General features: G+C 69.9%; 14 protein-coding genes. 6 read left to right on the forward strand and 8 right to left on the reverse strand.

What is annotated here, in order from left to right; all coding sequences use genetic code 11:
- Positions 1-239 precede the first annotated feature (239 nt).
- Positions 240-1,025 (reverse strand): polysaccharide deacetylase family protein, encoded by a 786-nt coding sequence (locus BLU84_RS20290; RefSeq protein WP_074871467.1) that lies wholly within the window; start codon positions 1,023-1,025, stop codon positions 240-242.
- A gap of 295 nt (positions 1,026-1,320) precedes the next feature.
- Between BLU84_RS20290 and grxD the strand changes: the two genes are divergently transcribed.
- Positions 1,321-2,247, forward strand: coding sequence for a Grx4 family monothiol glutaredoxin (gene grxD, locus BLU84_RS20295; protein WP_074871470.1), 927 nt, complete (start codon positions 1,321-1,323; stop codon positions 2,245-2,247).
- Between the two features lie 210 nt (positions 2,248-2,457).
- Here the strand turns inward: grxD and BLU84_RS20300 are convergent, their stop codons facing one another.
- The 5 genes from BLU84_RS20300 to BLU84_RS20320 all read right to left on the reverse strand — a co-directional run bounded on the left by BLU84_RS20300 (position 2,458) and on the right by BLU84_RS20320 (position 6,643).
- The gene (locus BLU84_RS20300; protein WP_074871472.1) at positions 2,458-3,015 is read right to left on the reverse strand and encodes a DUF924 family protein; all 558 of its coding nucleotides are present in this window, start codon (positions 3,013-3,015) and stop codon (positions 2,458-2,460) included.
- Positions 3,016-3,190: 175 nt separating this feature from the next.
- The gene (locus BLU84_RS20305) at positions 3,191-3,754 is read right to left on the reverse strand and encodes a lysozyme inhibitor LprI family protein (RefSeq protein WP_074871474.1); all 564 of its coding nucleotides are present in this window, start codon (positions 3,752-3,754) and stop codon (positions 3,191-3,193) included.
- A gap of 123 nt (positions 3,755-3,877) precedes the next feature.
- Positions 3,878-4,930, reverse strand: coding sequence for a serine hydrolase domain-containing protein (locus tag BLU84_RS20310; RefSeq protein WP_211664587.1), 1,053 nt, complete (start codon positions 4,928-4,930; stop codon positions 3,878-3,880).
- A complete protein-coding gene (locus BLU84_RS20315) occupies positions 4,927-5,817 on the reverse strand; it encodes a hypothetical protein (RefSeq protein ID WP_074871477.1) in 891 nt (296 codons plus the stop codon). The genes BLU84_RS20310 and BLU84_RS20315 overlap by 4 nt, the downstream gene beginning before the upstream one ends.
- Before the next feature lie 49 nt (positions 5,818-5,866).
- Positions 5,867-6,643 carry an AMP nucleosidase gene (locus BLU84_RS20320; protein WP_074871480.1) on the reverse strand — a complete coding sequence of 259 codons (777 nt, stop codon included), beginning with the start codon at positions 6,641-6,643 and terminating at the stop codon, positions 5,867-5,869.
- A 146-nt stretch (positions 6,644-6,789) separates the two neighbouring features.
- Here BLU84_RS20320 and BLU84_RS20325 point away from each other — a divergent pair, with 146 nt between their 5' ends.
- Entirely contained in the window at positions 6,790-8,241 is a 1,452-nt protein-coding gene (locus BLU84_RS20325) for an amidohydrolase (protein WP_083382938.1), read from the forward strand.
- 269 nt (positions 8,242-8,510) lie between these two features.
- Positions 8,511-9,830: an amidohydrolase family protein gene (locus BLU84_RS20330; protein ID WP_074871483.1), complete on the forward strand. Its 1,320-nt coding sequence runs from the start codon at positions 8,511-8,513 to the stop codon at positions 9,828-9,830.
- Positions 9,831-9,942: 112 nt separating this feature from the next.
- On the opposite strand, the gene BLU84_RS20335 is transcribed toward BLU84_RS20330, so the two are convergent.
- On the reverse strand, positions 9,943-10,353 hold the full coding sequence (locus BLU84_RS20335) for a hypothetical protein (RefSeq protein WP_083382940.1): 411 nt from the start codon (positions 10,351-10,353) through the stop codon (positions 9,943-9,945).
- A gap of 234 nt (positions 10,354-10,587) precedes the next feature.
- Here BLU84_RS20335 and BLU84_RS20340 point away from each other — a divergent pair, with 234 nt between their 5' ends.
- From BLU84_RS20340 to BLU84_RS20350, 3 genes are all read left to right on the forward strand, one after another.
- Positions 10,588-10,992 (forward strand): DUF1761 domain-containing protein, encoded by a 405-nt coding sequence (locus tag BLU84_RS20340; protein ID WP_074871489.1) that lies wholly within the window; start codon positions 10,588-10,590, stop codon positions 10,990-10,992.
- A 10-nt stretch (positions 10,993-11,002) separates the two neighbouring features.
- Entirely contained in the window at positions 11,003-11,635 is a 633-nt protein-coding gene (locus tag BLU84_RS20345) for a 2-hydroxychromene-2-carboxylate isomerase (RefSeq protein WP_074871491.1), read from the forward strand.
- A gap of 107 nt (positions 11,636-11,742) precedes the next feature.
- Positions 11,743-12,690 (forward strand): DegV family protein, encoded by a 948-nt coding sequence (locus BLU84_RS20350; RefSeq protein WP_074871493.1) that lies wholly within the window; start codon positions 11,743-11,745, stop codon positions 12,688-12,690.
- A gap of 991 nt (positions 12,691-13,681) precedes the next feature.
- On the opposite strand, the gene BLU84_RS20355 is transcribed toward BLU84_RS20350, so the two are convergent.
- On the reverse strand, positions 13,682-16,039 hold the full coding sequence (locus BLU84_RS20355) for a serine hydrolase domain-containing protein (RefSeq protein WP_083382944.1): 2,358 nt from the start codon (positions 16,037-16,039) through the stop codon (positions 13,682-13,684).
- Positions 16,040-16,048: the final 9 nt, after the last annotated feature.

The raw sequence follows: 16,048 nt of genomic DNA on the forward strand, positions 1-16,048 counted from the left end.
ATCACGGCGGAGCCGCGTCGCTGCGGTTGGATTCCGGCTTTCGCCGGAATGACGGGCAGTTGGTATGGCGTCGTAGTTGCGTTGTCGCAGTCGCGGCTTGCGCCGCTCCTACAGTCGGATACGAAACTTGCCGGAGCCCCTGTAGGAGCGGCGCAAGCCGCGACCGCGACACCGCAATCACGACAAACGCCCCCCAACCATCGCGCCCAACAAACCATCGCCATCGCCCAAAGACGACGCTACTCGCTCACCTCAGGCAACACACAGCGATACCCCAACACACCCAACCGCCCCAACAAAGCCGCCATCGTCTCCACACTGCGCCCGTGCCCCGCCCCCTCGTGCATCAACACGATCGCCCCCGGCGCCAGATCGCGCTCGACCCGCGCCACCACCCGCCCCGGCTCCGCCGCCACCGCGTCGTACCCGCGCGCACTCCACGCCACCCGCGCCAGCCCGCACCGCTTGAGCCAGCGAGCGACGAAAGGATTGGCCATACCGACCACCGCGCGGAACCAACGCAGCCGATAACCCGGCAGCAACTCGCGCAAAGTCCGGTCGGCCTCGACGATCTCGCGCCGCATCGCCCCCGGCCCCAATCGCCAGAACGCCGCAGAAGGATGGCTGGCGCTGTGATGGCCGACGCCGTGGCCGCGCCGCACGATCTGCGCCAGCAACTCCGGCCGCGCCCGCGCGCGCTCGGCGACGACGAAGAAAGTCGCCTTGGCCGCGTGCGCGTCGAGCAGGTCGAGCATCGCCTCGGTGTCGTCGGACGGACCGTCGTCGATGGTCAGCCACACCACCGGCTCGCGCGTGGGCAGACGCCGCAGCACCGGGCTGAACAAGGCCGAGCCGGGCCTCAACGTGCCCCAGACCATGGTCAAGTGGCTCAGCGCCAGCGCCGGCAGGCCGAGGCGCCAGCCGCCGGCCCACCACAGGCCCAGGACGGCCAGTTGCGAGGCCGCGAACAGCCACAGCGCGACCTCAGGGTAGCGGGGCGGGCGATGGCGGACGGTTGGGGGCATCGGCGGAGGGAATCGGCAAAGCATCGGGCGGGGGCGATCATCGTAGCGGGGAGGGCGCTGCGGGGCATTGTCGGGCGTGGGACCGCCCGCGATGTGGCAGGCCGCCCCGGGATGCAACAGCGCGGCGGCGGAGCCGAAGGCGTCGGGCCTGAAGGCCCTCCCACACGTCGCAGCCGGAGGTTTCGAACCTTTCCAGGCAGGAAGGTTGGCCCGCTGCCTCGCGGCCGTCGCCACTTGCATCGGCGCGCCGCCGCCCCCATGTGCCCAGGACTTCCGCCAGCTCCCCGCTACCTCCATGTCCCTGACTCCCGAACTGCGCTCGCGCATCGAAACCCTGCTCCACTCCAACCGCGTCGTGCTGTTCATGAAGGGCGCGCCGGACGCGCCGCAGTGCGGCTTCTCGGCCAAGGCCGCGGGCACCCTCAACGCGCTGCTGCCGCAGGGCTATGCGCACGTCGACGTGCTCAGCGATGCAGAGATCCGCGAGGGCATCAAGGCCTACGGCGAGTGGCCGACCATCCCGCAGCTGTATATCGACGGCCAGTTGGTCGGCGGCAGCGACATCATTCTGCAGATGGCCGGCAGCGGCGAACTGCACGGCGCGCTCGGCCTGCCCGCACCCGACCGCAGCCCGCCCAAGCTCGAAATCACCGCTGCCGCGGCGAAGATGCTGCGCGATGCGGTGGCCGGCGCCGGCGAAAACTACGCCGTGCAACTGGACGTCGACGCGCGCCACAACGTGCGCCTGCAGCTGGCGCCGGTCGATGCCGACGCGGTCGCGGTGGAGATCGACGGCGTGCGCGTGCAGACCGACTGGCTCAACGCGCGCCGCGCCGACGGCGTGTCGATCGACTGGGCCGACGACGAGCGCGGCCGCGGCCTGGTCATCACCAACCCGAACGCGCCGCCGGCGGTGCGTTCGATTGCGCCGGCCGATGTGCGCGAGCGCGTGCAGGCCGGTAGCGTGCGCCTGATCGACGTGCGCCCGGCCGACGAGCGCGCGCTGGCCCAGGCCGACGTCGCCTTCGACACCTTCGACGCCGGCACCGAGGCGCTGGAAGCCCTGCCCAAGGACGCGCCGGTCGCGTTCCTGTGCCACCGCGGCGGGCGCAGCGCGCAGGCCGCGGAGCACTTCCGCCAGCTCGGCTTCCGCGAGGTCTACAACGTGGTCGGCGGCATCGACGCCTGGGCCGACCTGGGCGGCGGCATCGCCAAGTACTGAGCGCGCGAACATCGGCGTATTACGGAGCCGCGGCCTTCGGGTCGCGGCTTCGTGCTTTTTGGTCGAAGCATCGAATGCCGCAACCACGACGATAGCGGGCGGCTCCCTGTAGGAGCGGCGCAAGCCGCGACCGCGAAACCTCGCTTGCGTCGTAGGCGCGATGTCGCGGTCGCGGCTCGCGCCGCTCCTACAGGGGTACTCCGTAGCTGCTTAGCCCTTGAAGCCGCCATCGTCGAGATAGGCCTGCTCGTCGGCCGTCGTCGCCCGCCCCAGCACCGGATTGCGGTGCGGAAAACGCCCGAAGCGCTCGATGATCTGCTGGTGCTGCACCGCCCACTGCGCCGGGTCGCTGCCGTCGCCGCTTGCGGGCAAGGCGCGATGCAGTTCGACCGAGCGCTGCTGGTCGGCAAGGTCTTCCGAGTGCTCCAGCGGCAGATAGAAGAACGGCCGCAGCGCCGGCTCGACCAGTTGGTCGTGGCCGAGTTCGAGCGCGCGCCGCGCGTAGTGGCGCGCCAGCGGATCGGTGGCGAAGGCGTGGGCGCTGCCGCGGAACACGTTGCGCGGGATCTGGTCGAGCAGGATCAGCAGCGCCAGCGCCGATTCGGCGTCGCGCTCGACCCAGTCGTCGTGCTCGCGCCGCGCGGCGGCGAAATGGGCCTCGAGGAAGCCGCTGCGGCATTGCTGGTCGAAGCGGTCGTCGCGGTCGAACCAGCGATCGGGACCGGCGTCGCGCCAGAAGGCGACGACGTCTTGGGCGGTGATGGACATGGCGGGTCCGGTTCTGGAAGCAGGGCCGCACCGTAACACGGCGCGGCGCGGCTGCCGAAGCCTGCCTGTAGGAGCGGCGCAAGCCGCGACCGCGAAACCTCGCTTGCGTCGTAGGCGCGATGTCGCGGTCGCGACTCGCGCCGCTCCTACAGGTAGATCGCGAAGTACGCGACGATCAGGCGCCTTCGCCGAGCTGCGTCTCCAGTTCGCTGATCCAGGCCACAGTGATGCTCTCCATCGTCACCGCGTAGATCAGCGGCCGCACCGAGCCGGACGAGTACGACTGCGCGATGAAGCGCGCGTGCCGCTCGCGGAACGCCTGCCAGGCCTCGTGCGCCTGTTCGAACGCGGCGCGGCCATCGCCGTCGAGTTGGTCGCGCAGGTGTGCGACCACGCCGTCCAGGCGGGTCTGCTCGCGGCTCAGTTCGGCCAGGGCCTGGCGGTTCATGTCGGACTGGCTGACCGCGTCGTCGCCCTGATCGCGGGCGATCGCCTCGGCCTTGCCGACGTAACTGTCGGCCACGCGCACCGCGCGTTCGGCCTTGCCGATCAGACGGCTTTCGAAGCGTTGCAGTTCCTCGACGCTGGTGTGGGCGCCGTCCAGTTCCTGCTTGAGCGCGAGCAACTGCTTGCCACGCTCGATCGCGTCGACCGTGCCGCGACGTTCGGCGATGCGTTGGATGAAGTAGAAGGCCCAGGTGAGCAGGGCGCCGATGACGGTGAAGATGAGCTGTTCCATGACCTGTCCTCCGGTCGTGGAAGACAGTGTCGCGCGCGGAGGTCTCAGGCCTTTGGATGGCGCGTGTCGGACGTCGCAAAACCCCTATAAAAATAGCGGTTTTTGTGACAATCCATGAAGCGTTCAGCGCGCCGTCGCAGTTCCATCGCTGGGCGCCGCTGCGGCCAACAGCGCGCGCAGGATGTCCTGCGAGCGGCGCTGGCCGTAACCGCGGCCATACGCGCTGGACTGGATCGCCACGACCATGCGCAGAGCCGGCACCAGATACAGTTTGTTGCCGCCGTTGCCGGACGCGAACACCACCTCGATCGCGCGGCCACCGACGTGCTGGGTGCGGCGATACCAGAACCAGCCGTAGTCGTCGGCGTACGGGTCGACGGCGGCGATGCGCACGCGCGGCGCCAGGATCGCGCGCAGCGTATCGGCGCGCACGATCGCGCGGCCTTGCCACGCGCCGCCGTCGAGCGCCATCTGGCCGATGCGGGCGAAGTCGCGCGCGCGCAGCGACAGATTGCCCTGGCCCTTGGCGTGGCCGCCGGCGTCGCGCTGCCAGCGCCAATGGTCGATGCCCAGCGGCGCGAACAGATGCTGCCGCGCGAACTCGTCCAGCGGCTGCCCGCTCGCGCCTTCCACGCACAGGCCGGCGAGGTAGGCGGTCAGCGAGTTGTAGGCGTAGCGCGTTCCCGGCGCTTCGCGGCGCGGCACCGACAGGGCGAAGGCGACCGGGTCGGCGGCCTCGTCCAGGCGGTCCTCGTTGCCCGGCGAGCGCGGGTTCTCGTCGTCGGCGTCCAGGCCCGAGCGCATGCTCAGCAGATCGCTCACGCGCACGCCGGCCAGCGCCGGGCCCGCGCCGGGCAGGCAGCGCGCGGCCGGCTGATCGAAGCGCAGGCGGCCGCGGTCGGCCGCGATCCCGGCCAGCAACGCGGTCACGCTCTTGCCGGCCGAACGGATGTCGTGCAGAGATTGCGCGTCGGCGCCGTTGTAGTAGCGCTGCGCGACGACCTCGCCGTCGCGCAGCACGATCACCGCCTTGAGGTCGGCGCGCGCGTCCAGGTCCCAGCGGGTCAGCACGCGCTCCAGGCCGGCGTCGCCGGCCGCTGCCGCGCCGGCCAGCATCCACCCGACGATGGCCAGGACGATGCGATGCGGCCGCCGCGCCGCGGATGCGATGCTCATCGCGCGGCGTCGCGTCCCGCCAGGAACTGGTTCCAGCTGCGGTAGTACTCCGGGTCGACGGCGCGCTTGGTCACGATCAGGTCGGCGGCCTCCACCCGCGTGCGCCACTCGCCGTCCTGGGCCAGCGTCTCGCCGACTTTCGCCAGCAAGCCATCCGGCGCCAGGGTCGGATCGGCGTCGCGGGCGAAGCCGATCATCGCCGCCATGCGCTCGCGCGCCTGGGCCAGCGCCACGCGCAGCGCCGCGCCGTCGTCGGCCAGCCAGTACTGCGCGTGGGCGCTGTAGATCGCCGGCCATTCGCGCTGCGGCGAACGCGCCTGCTCCTGCGCCTTGCGGTACTGGCGGGCGCTCATCTGCGCCTTGTTGCGCTCGACCTCGGCCAGTTCGGCCTCGATCTCCTGCGCGGTCTTGGCCTCGAGCTCGTGCACCGGCGACTGATAGGCCAGCCGCAGCGGCCGCGCGCGCGGCGCGGCGACCGGGCCGAGTTCGGCCAGCACCATCAGGGCCGACATGTCCTGGCTCATGCCGTAGCGCAGCGACAACCGCGCCGGACCGTCGGCGCGATGCAGCGCCGCCGCCAGTGCCGTGCGCTCGGCGACCACGTCGACGCGCGATGCGAGGCGTTCGCGCTGCTCCAGGCTGGCGCGCTTGAGCTCGGACGTGGAGTTAATGAAGGCGTTGAGGCCCGCCCCGACCAGGCCTCCGGCGCTCCAGGCATCGCCGGTCTCGTCGGCCGGATGGAAGTAGAACACCCCCAGGCCCGGCCCGGACACGATTTCGTCCGGCGGCGCCGGCGGCAGCGCCGGGGCCTGCTGCGCGGCCGCCGGCGGGGCCGCGCCCAGGACCAGCAACGCGACCAGGAATCCGCTGACGACGATCTTGCGCATGGGCCTTCCCCGTTGGCCTGAGTGGAACGCGGATTCTAAGCCGAGGGACTCACTCGTCGAAGCGCAGATGCCGCACCGACTTGCCGTGGCGGCGGATCAGCTTGAGCGCCTCGATGCCGACGCTGATGTGGGTGTCGACGTAGCTGGCGCTGACCTTGGCGTCGGAGGCCTCGGTCTTGACGCCTTCCGGGATCATCGGCTGGTCCGACACCAGCAGCAGCGCGCCGCACGGGATGCGGTTGGCGAAGCCGGCGGCGAACACGGTCGCGGTCTCCATGTCGATGGCCATGCAGCGCATCGCGCGCAGGCGTTCCTTGAAGGCTTCGTCGTGCTCCCAGACCCGGCGGTTGGTGGTGTAGACCGAACCGGTCCAGTAGTCGTGGCCGAGGTCGCGGATGGTGGTGGACACCGCGCGCTGCAGCGCGAACGCCGGCAGCGCCGGCACTTCGGGCAGCAGGTAATCGTTGGAAGTGCCCTCGCCGCGGATCGCGGCGATCGGCAGGACCAGGTCGCCGAGCTGGTTCTTGCGCTTGAGCCCGCCGCACTTGCCCAGGAACAGCACCGCCTTGGGCATGATCGCCGAGAGCAGGTCCATCATCGTGGCGGCGTTGGGGCTGCCCATGCCGAAGTTGATCATGGTGATGCCGTCGGCGGTGGCGCTGGGCATCGGGCGGTCCAGGCCGACCACTTCGGCGCCGGTCAGGCGGGCGAAGGTGTGCAGGTAGCCGCCGAAGTTGGTCAGCAGGACGTGTTCGCCGAACTGGTCCAGGGCCACGCCGGTGTAGCGCGGCAGCCAGTTTTCGACGATCTGTTCTTTGTCTTTCATGGGGTTTTCCCTTTTTTGTTGTTGTAGTCCGAATATTGTCGCACGCCCATGACCATCGTCAGGGTTGGCACGGCCGCGGACGGCGGCTAGGGTTCCGAGGCTGGCCCGGGCCAGTCCCATAAGTCCGCGTTCTTCGGGGGAAATCCATGTTCCGACCCTTCCTGGCCGGTTGCGGCCTGGTCCTGCTCGCCGGCGCTGCGCAGGCGGCGGCGCCCGCGCCCGCCTCGCGCTACACCCAGGATCCTTATCCCAGCACCTACAAGCCGGTCGCCTCCGGCCCGGTGCTGCTGCGCGGCGCGACCGTGCTGACCGGCACCGGCCAGCGCCTGGACGGCGCCGACGTGCTGCTGCAGGGCGGCAAGATCGTCGCCGTCGGCAGCCAGCTCGACGCCCCCGCCGACGCCGCCCGCGTCGACGCCAGCGGCAAGTGGATCACCCCCGGCATCATCGACGTGCACTCGCACCTGGGCGTCTACCCCAGCCCTGGCGTGAGCGCGCACAGCGACGGCAACGAGATGACCAGCCCGGTCACGCCCAACGTCTGGGCCGAGCATTCGATCTGGCCGCAGGACCCGGGCTTCGCCACCGCCCTGGCCGGCGGCATCACTTCGCTGCAGATCCTGCCCGGCTCGGCCAACCTGATCGGCGGCCGCGGCGTCACCCTCAAGAACGTGCCCGCCGGCAGCTACCAGGCGATGAAATTCCCCGGCGCGCCGTGGGGCCTGAAGATGGCCTGCGGCGAGAACCCCAAGCGCGTCTACGGCAGCCGCAACGTCTCGCCGGGCACGCGCATGGGCAACGTCGCCGGTTACCGCGCCGCCTTCATCGACGCCAGCGAATACCTGCGCAAGACCACGCCCAAGAGCGCCAAGCCGGCGAAGAAGCGCTGGTGGCAGAGCTCGGCGCCGGCCGCGGCCAGCGACAGCGAGAAGGACACCGGCGGCAAGCGCGATCTCAAGCTCGACACCCTGGCCGGCGCGATCAAGGGCGACATCCTGGTCCACATCCACTGCTACCGCGCCGACGAGATGACCACCATGCTCGACCTGGCCAAGGAATTCGGCTTCAAGGTCAGCGCCTTCCACCACGGCGTGGAGGCCTACAAGATCGCCGACCGGCTCGCCGCCGAAGGCGTGTGCGGCGCGCTGTGGGCCGACTGGTGGGGCTTCAAGATGGAGGCCTTCGACGGCATCCAGGAAAACATCGCCATCGTCGACCGCCCGGCCAACAGCTGCGCGATCGTGCATTCGGATTCGGAAGAAGGCATCCAGCGGCTCAACCAGGAAGCGGCCAAGGTGATCGCGCACGCGCGCCTGGCCGGCATCGAGATCGCGCCGGAGCGCGCGATCCGCTGGCTGACCCAGAACCCGGCCAAGGCGCTGGGCATCGGCGAACGCACCGGCACCTTGGAGGCCGGCAAGATGGGCGACGTGGTGGTGTGGAACGGCAATCCCTTCAGCGTCTACGCCAAGGCCGAGCAGGTCTACATCGACGGCGCGCGCGTGTACGACCGCAGCGACGCCTCGCGCCAGCCCAAGTCCGACTTCATGCTCGGCCAACCGGCGACCCAGGGCGCGGCGGCCGGAGGTGTGCGATGAGCCGTTTCACCGCGTTCGCTTCGCCGCTCGCTTCGTCCGATGTGGCCGCCCTCACACCCGTCATTCCGGCGAAAGCCGGAATCAACCGAAGCGACGCGATTGCGGCTTCGGCCGAAGCGGCGTCCTCCACATCCGTCATTCCGGCGAAAGCCGGAATCCATTTTGCTGTTGCTTCTGCAATAGGCGGGAATGGGCCGCGCGCGTTGAGTGCGAGAGAAAAATCAAAATGGATTCCGGCTTTCGCCGGAATGACGGAAGCGGGAGAGACCATGCAGGCCTTGAACACCGCGCGCATACGCCAAACCGCCTTCGCCACTACCGCCCTCGCCGCCGCGCTGCTGTGCGCCAGCTTCGCCGCGTCCGCGCAGAACGTGCTGATCCGCAACGCCACCGTCCACACCGCCACCGCGCAGGGCTCGCTGGAGAACGCCGATGTGCTGGTGTCCGGCGGCGTCGTGCGCGCGGTCGGCCGCGGCCTGAGCGCGCCGGCTGGCGCGCAGGTGATCGACGCGGCCGGCAAGCCGGTCACGCCGACCTTGTTCGGCGGCATCACCGAGATCGGCCTGGAAGAAGTCTCCGGCGAGAAATCCACGGTCGACCAGACCGTCGCGCTGGGCGCCGACACCAAGGAAATGACGGTGCGGCCGGAGTTCGACGTAACCTTGGCCTACAACCCCGATTCGGTGCTGATCCCGGTGACCCGGATCGAAGGCATCGGCTGGACTCTGATCGGCGCCGGCACCGCCACCGGCGGCTCGATCGTCGCCGGCCAGGGCGGCATCGAGCGCCTGGACGGCGGCGCCGACCCGATCGGCCCGCGCGCGCTATTCGTGCGCCTGGGCAAGGACAGCCTGGGCCTGAGCGGCAGCTCGCGCGCGGCGCAGTGGATGCTCCTCGACCAGCTCATCGACGAAACCCGCGGCCGCATTACCCCCGACAACCACGCCGCGTTGTTGACCCCGGCCGGCCGCGCGACCTTGCAGAAATACTTCGGCGGCGGCGGGCGGATCGTGTTCGGCGTCGACCGCGCCGCCGACATCCGGCAACTGCTGCGCTGGTCGTCCAAGCACCAGTTGCGCATCGCCATCGCCGGCGGCGCCGAAGCCTGGCGGCTGGCGCCGCAGCTGGCCGCGGCCAAGGTGCCGGTGTTCGTCAATCCGTTGTCGAACCTGCCCAGCGACTTCGACCAGGTCGGCGCCAGCATGGAAAACGCTGCGCGCCTGCGCGCCGCCGGCGTCGCGGTCGGTTTCAGCGAAGGCGGCGCCTCGCACAACGCGCGCAAGGTGCGGCAGCTGGCCGGCAATGCGGTGGCCGCGGGCCTGCCCTGGGCCGACGGACTCGCCGGCCTGACCCGGGTGCCGGCGGAAACCTTCGGCGTCGCCGGCGAAGTCGGCGCCATCGCCCCGGGCAAGCGCGCCGACCTGGTGCTGTGGAGCGGCGACCCGCTCGACGTGGCCAGCGTCGCGCTGCAGGTGTGGATGGACGGCCGCGCAATCGAAATGCGCAGCCGCCAGACCGAGTTGCGCGATCGCTATCTGCACCCGGACAACGGATTGCCGCGGGCGTATCCGTTGCCGGCCGGGCGTTGACCCGGCGCGCGGGCGGCGCCGTCGGGTGCCGCCCGCATCGCGCGTGGCCGCACGCGCCGTAGGCCTGCGCAAGAACGCTCGCCGCTTAGGCGGCGGAGCGGGTTAGCGCCGACTACGCCGCGGGCGCGGCCGCGGGCCGCGGCGTCAGATAGGCCGCGCCGAAGGCGCTGCCGAGCGCAGCCATCGCCAACGCCGCAGCGAAGCGCAACGGGAACAGGTTGACCGATCCCGGCTCCGGCCAGGGATTCCACTCCGCGCTGCCGAACTGCCAGGTGAAGCACGCGCAGAACGCCGCGACCGCCACCGCGCCTGCCAGCCACACCGCCCGCCGCTCGCCACGCAACCGGCGCTGCAACGCGAGGAATCCGACCAGCCACGCGGCGATCACGATCGCTATCAGCGGCGCGCCGGAAGGAAACGCGATCGACGTGTCGCTCACGCTGCCCGGCAGCCGCTTGCCCAAGTCCCAGACCAGTCCGGTCGAAAGCGCCCACAGGAAGGGCAGCGCGAACGACAACAGCAAGGCGGCGGTCGAGGCGATGCGCGAATGGCGGATGCGTGCGAGGAATGGTGCGTTCATGCCCGCCACAATGCCCGACGCCATCGGCCGGCGATAGCCCGCGACGCCGGCGCACGCGGCGCCTCGCGCCGGCGCGGCGGCGTATGCTTGCGCCACGGCGTCCTCGCCGCCGCGATGCCCGCCGCAGCTCGCCGGGCGACCGTCCCACGCAATCGCAATCGTTTTCGGAGTCCGCGCATGAACGTCCCCATCGACCAGGTCAACTGGCTCGCCATCGCCGCCGCCACCGCGTCTTCGTTCGTCCTCGGCGGGCTGTGGTACGGGCCCTTGTTCAAGCGCGCGTGGTGCCGCGAGGCCGGGATCGATCCGGACGCCAAGCCCGCCCACGCCGGCCGCGTGTTCGCCACCGCCATCGTCTGCGCGCTGTTGTCGGCGACGATCTTCGCCGCGCTGATGCCGCCGCAGGCGAGCGCCGTGGACGGCTTCGGCGTCGGCTTCGTGGTCGGCCTGTTCTTCGTCTCGATGAGCTTCGGCATCAACTACGCCTTCGCCGGCCGCAGCCTCAAGCTGTGGATGATCGACAGCGGCTACCACATCCTGCAATTCGTCCTCTACGGCGTGATCCTCGGCGCCTGGAAATAAGGAGCCCGCGATGAGCGCCCCCGCCCTGCGCTGGTACTTCGACTTCGTCTCGCCGTTTTCCTATCTGCAATGGCGCAAGCTGCGCGAACTCATCCACGAACGGCCGGTCGCGCTGGTGCCGATCGTGTTCGGCGCGGTGCTGTCGGCGCACGCGCACAAGGGCCCGGCGGAAATTCCGGGCAAACGCGAATTCACCTATCGCCACGTGCTGTGGCAGGCGCGGCGCGAAGGGGCGACCTTGCGCTTTCCGCCCGCGCATCCGTTCAACCCGCTGGCGGCGCTGCGCCTGTGCGTAGCCGCCGGCAGCACGCCGGCGGCGGTCGACGCGATCTTCGACTGGATCTGGAGCCAGGGCCAGGCGGGCGACAGCGTCGAGGCGCTGAGCCCGGTCGCCGCCGCGCTCGACGTGCCGGCCGACGCCGTCGCCAGCGAGGCGGTCAAGAACGCGTTGCGCGCGAATACCGAGGCGGCCTTGCTTGCCGGCGTATTCGGCGTGCCGACGTTGTGCATAGGCCCGCATATGTTCTGGGGCAACGATGCACACGACTTCGCCGTTGACGCGCTGCAACATCCCGAATTGCTTGAAGATCCCGAAATGCAACGCCTGAAACAGCTGCCAATCGGCGTGCAGCGCCGGGGCTGAACGAACGCCCGCCCCTTGCCGGACCGCGTGAGTGCGCGTCCGGCGTCGCCGCAGGTATGCTGCCGGTCACACTCGATAGCCACGCGCCAAGAACCCGGGGGGGGACCATGCGCATTGGAATCGTCGTCGACTCCGCTTGCGATCTGCCGCTGGAGTATTTCCAGCAACACAACATCCACCTGCTGCCCATCACCGTGCGCATCGGCCAGGCGGTGCTGGCCGACCATCGCAACGAACAGGCCACACTGCAATTCCTCAACGCGCACCTGGCCGAGCGCGGCTTCGAAGCCGAGACCACGCCGTTCACCGTGCAGCAGGTGCGCGACCTGTTCGTAAGCCAGCTGGCGATCGACTACGACTACGTGTTCTGCATGACGATCACCAAGACCCGCAGTCCGGTGTTCGACAACGCGAACCAGGCCAGCTTCGCCATCCTCAACGACTACAAACCGGTGCGCAGCGCCGCCGGCATCAACACGCCGTTCTCGCTGCGGGTGATCGACACCTTGAACCTGTTCGCCGCGCAGGGCATCACCGCGGTCGAGGCGGTGCGCATGCGCGACGCCGGCGAGGCGCCGCCGAAGATCCGCGCGCGGCTGGAGCACCTGGTGCTCAACACCCATGGCTACCTGATCCCGCGCGACCTCAACTACCTGCGCGCGCGCACCCGCCATCGCGGCGACCGCAGCGTGAGTTTCCTCAGCGCAACCCTCGGCACCGCGCTGGACATCAAACCGATCCTGCACTGCAACCGGGGCGAGACCGGCCCCATCGCCAAGATCAAAAGCTACGAAGCCGCGGCGCAGAAGCTGCTGGAATTCGCCGCGCGACGGGTGACCCGCAACGAACTGCTGACCCCGACCGTGTGCCTGAGCTACGGCGGCGACCTCGCCGAACTGCACGCGCTGCCCGGCTACGAAACGCTGCGGTTGGCGTGCCAGGATCACAAGGTGGAGTTCTTCGAGAGCCTGATGAGCCTGACCGGCATGGTCAACGTCGGCAAGGGCGCGCTTGCGCTGGGGTTGGCGGCCGAACGTGGGGATTGGGAAGGCTGAGTGTTGCGCACTGAGCATTGCGTTAGCGCTGGGAGTTCGTCCATCGCCGCAACGAAGCCCGGCATCCCATAGCTGTTGCTGTTGCTGTTGCTGTTGCCGTTGTTGTTGCCATGCTCTTCGCTCCCCCCGCCGCCCCGAACTCGCCACAGGCAAACAGAGACCCGGAGGGCGGCGCGCAGGACGCGCGCCGTGCGCCACCCAGGCCATGGATGGCCTGTGTGGCGCATCCCCGCGCCCGCTCCGAACCTTAGTGGCTCTTGATTCGAAAACAAGGAAAGCGCCTTTCTTTGGTTACTTTCTTTGGCAAGACAAAGAAAGTGACCCGGCCGCTTGCGGACGGAAGCTTTGGATTGCGGCTCGTCCTCACTCGTTGACCGAGTAACGGCGAAAGCCACCGCGGAACGCTCCCTGTAGGAGCGCCGCAAGTCGCGACCGCGAAATCACAGCCATAACGCAGGTTCCGTCGTAGTTGCGCATTCGCGGTCGCGGCTCGCGCCGCTCCTACAGTCGGATACGAAACTGGCCGGAGCCCCTGGAGCGACGCAAGTCGCGACCGCGCCAACGCAACTACGACAAACTTCGCTTAAGCCCGTTAGTTGCGCTTGACGACAAGCGAAGATCAACAGCTTCCGTCCGCAAGCGGCCGGGTCACTTTCTTTGTCCAAAGCAACAAAGAAAGTAACCAAAGAAAGTGCTTTTCCCTGTTTCGAATCAAGAGCCACTATCGTTCGGAGCCTGCGCAGGGATGCGCCACACAGGCCATCCATGGCCTGGGTGGCGCACGGCGCGCGTCCTGCGCGCCGCCCTTCGGGTCTCTGATTGCCTGTGGCGAGTTCGAGACGGCGGGGGGAGCGAAGAACAACAGCAACAGCAAGATCGAAATGGATTCCGGCTTTCGCCGGAATGACGGGCGTGGGGCTACGGGGGCTTAGAGCGAGCCCGGCGCAACAGCGCCGCTCCGATCAACCGCCCCACTCACCTACAACACCGCTCAATACACCAGCGACCACTGCAAGGTGTGCAACGCCAACACGAACCACACCACCGCCACGCAAGCCGCCGCCATCGCCACCGCGCATACCCGCCGCAAACGCTGCATCGGCGGCTTCCACGCCGCGCGTGCGTTGAGCAGCGCCACCACCGCCACCGCGATGCTCAGCACGCCCAGCAATTGAGCGATGCGCAGGGCCGGGTCGAGCTGGCCGTCGAGCAGGGTCGCCGACGCATCCACGCGGCCGAGGATCCACAGCCACAGCGCCAGCAACGCCAGGTTCGCGATCAGGCCGAAGAAGGTCAAAAGGCGCAGGTCGCGCTCGCGGCCGTCCAGCTTCAGCCGGCGCTGGGTGTGGCGGCGCACCAGCGCCGCCGCCGGCCATAGCGCCAGCGCCAGCACGTGCACCGCCGCCGCCGCGTACAGCAGCGGCAGCATCCAGCCGGCCGAACGCCATGCCGGCACCGGCTGCAGCCACATCGCCGGCGGCGCGTCGTCGCTGGCGATCGCCACGATCTGGCCGTGCTCGCGCTTGGCCGCCAGCCGGCTGTCGCCGTCGAGCTCCTGCCACACATACGGCTCGATCTCGCGCCAACGCTTGATCCGTCCGTCGCGCGTGCGCAGCGACGACACCGACACGGTGTCGTCGTCGTTGAGCGTCACCACCGAGCTGCCGAGAAAGCGCGCGATGGCGAGGAAGTTGCTCGCCGACTGCCGGCTGTTTTCGTAACGGCCGACCAATTGCTTGCCATGCAGCCGCGCGGTCAACCGTGTCGCCGGCGGCGTGCCGCGTTCGGGGTAATAGCGCTTGAGCAAACCGTCGATGAGATCGCGATGCAGCGCGCGCCCGGCCGCGCCCGGGCCGTCCACCGACACGAACACGCCGAGCTTCTTGTCCGGCACCAGCGCCAGATTGCTCTGGAACGCCTGGGTGGCGCCGCCGTGGCCGATCGCCACCAGCCCGTGCTTGTCGCGGCGGAAGAAGCCCAGGGTCATCGAATCCAGCCCCGCCACCGGCGTCGAGGCGGCGCGCTGCATCGCCTGCGCGGTGTAGGGCTTGAGGATCTCGACGCCGCGGTAACGGCCCTGGTCGAGCTGGGCGATCATGAAGTGGGCCATGTCGCGGCCGGTGGTCGACAGCGCGCCGGCCGGCGCCGGGTTGACCAGTTCGAAGCCGATCGGCTGCGCGCCGGCGCTGGCGTAGCTCAGCGCCACGTCGCCGGCCAGGCCCTTGGGCAGCGGCTGGCGGAAGGTCGAGCGGCGCATGTCCAGCGGCATCAGCACGTGCTGCTCGATGTAGTCGTTGAACGGCTGCCGCGCCACCCGCTCGACGATGTAGCCGGCCAGGGCCACGCCGTAGTTCGAATACGCCGGCACCTTGCCGGGCGGATAGATGCGCTGCGGCTGCACGGTTTCCAGGTAGGCGCGCAGCGGCCGCAGGCGCGAGGCGTCGGCGGCGAACAGGTGCTTGCTGGATTCTTCGAAACCGGCGCTGTGGGTCATCAGCTGGCGCAGGGTGATGCCCTGGCCGTGGTAATCGCGGATGCGGAAGTCGAGGTAGTCGTTGACGTCGGCGTCGAGGTCGAGCTTGCCTTGTTCGACCAACTGCATCACCGCAGTCCAGGTGAACAGCTTGGAGATCGAACCGGGGCGGATCACCGTGCGCGCGGCGTCCATCGGCCGGCCCTTGGCGCGGTCGGCGTAGCCGTAGCCCTTGGCCAGCAGGATCTGGCCGTCCTTGACCACCACCACCACCGCGCCGGCCAGGCCGCCGCGCGCCAGCGCGCTGGGCACCAGGCCGTCGGCGTAGGCCTCCACGTCGACCGACACCAGCGCCGGCGCGGGCGCGGGGCCGGCGGCGGCTTCGAGCAGGATTTCCTCGCCGCCGGCGTCCTCGCCCGGCAGGGCCGAGGGCGCCAACGGGGCGATCGCGACGGGCGCCGGCGGCGGCAGGGCGATGGGCGTGGGCGCCGGCGGCGGCGTCACCACAGGTGCGGGCGGCGGCGGCGCGGCGATGGGCGCCGGGACGGGGATCGGGGTCGGAACCGGCTTGGCCACCGGCGGCGGCACGGGCTGCGGCGCGGGCTTGGCGATGGGCAGCGGTGCGGGCTGAATCGCGGGTTTGGCGATGGGCGGCGGCGTGGGCTTCGGCGCCGGCGGCGGCAACGGGCGCAGCGGGATCGCCTGCGAGTCGTCGCCGATGCCGTCCGACAACGGCGAGGCCTGCCGCACCACGCCGCCGGACAGCGGCGCGACATAGGGCGCTTCCCCGGGAACGTGGCGCGGCGGCGGCGGCGGCGGCGGCGGCGAGTCGAGCACGATCCGCGACGGGCGCGGCTCGGACGCGGCGGCGCGCACCGCTGCGGA

This window comes from Lysobacter enzymogenes, from assembly GCF_900106525.1.
GTDB lineage: Bacteria > Pseudomonadota > Gammaproteobacteria > Xanthomonadales > Xanthomonadaceae > Lysobacter > Lysobacter enzymogenes.

Coding starts and splice junctions, on each gene's coding strand:
- BLU84_RS20290 (WP_074871467.1), bottom strand. CDS start 1,025: ATGCCCCCAACCGTCCGCCATCGCCCGCCCCGCTACCCTGAGGTCGCG.
- grxD (WP_074871470.1), top strand. CDS start 1,321: ATGTCCCTGACTCCCGAACTGCGCTCGCGCATCGAAACCCTGCTCCAC.
- BLU84_RS20300 (WP_074871472.1), bottom strand. CDS start 3,015: ATGTCCATCACCGCCCAAGACGTCGTCGCCTTCTGGCGCGACGCCGGT.
- BLU84_RS20305 (WP_074871474.1), bottom strand. CDS start 3,754: ATGGAACAGCTCATCTTCACCGTCATCGGCGCCCTGCTCACCTGGGCC.
- BLU84_RS20310 (WP_211664587.1), bottom strand. CDS start 4,930: ATGAGCATCGCATCCGCGGCGCGGCGGCCGCATCGCATCGTCCTGGCC.
- BLU84_RS20315 (WP_074871477.1), bottom strand. CDS start 5,817: ATGCGCAAGATCGTCGTCAGCGGATTCCTGGTCGCGTTGCTGGTCCTG.
- BLU84_RS20320 (WP_074871480.1), bottom strand. CDS start 6,643: ATGAAAGACAAAGAACAGATCGTCGAAAACTGGCTGCCGCGCTACACC.
- BLU84_RS20325 (WP_083382938.1), top strand. CDS start 6,790: ATGTTCCGACCCTTCCTGGCCGGTTGCGGCCTGGTCCTGCTCGCCGGC.
- BLU84_RS20330 (WP_074871483.1), top strand. CDS start 8,511: ATGCAGGCCTTGAACACCGCGCGCATACGCCAAACCGCCTTCGCCACT.
- BLU84_RS20340 (WP_074871489.1), top strand. CDS start 10,588: ATGAACGTCCCCATCGACCAGGTCAACTGGCTCGCCATCGCCGCCGCC.
- BLU84_RS20345 (WP_074871491.1), top strand. CDS start 11,003: ATGAGCGCCCCCGCCCTGCGCTGGTACTTCGACTTCGTCTCGCCGTTT.
- BLU84_RS20350 (WP_074871493.1), top strand. CDS start 11,743: ATGCGCATTGGAATCGTCGTCGACTCCGCTTGCGATCTGCCGCTGGAG.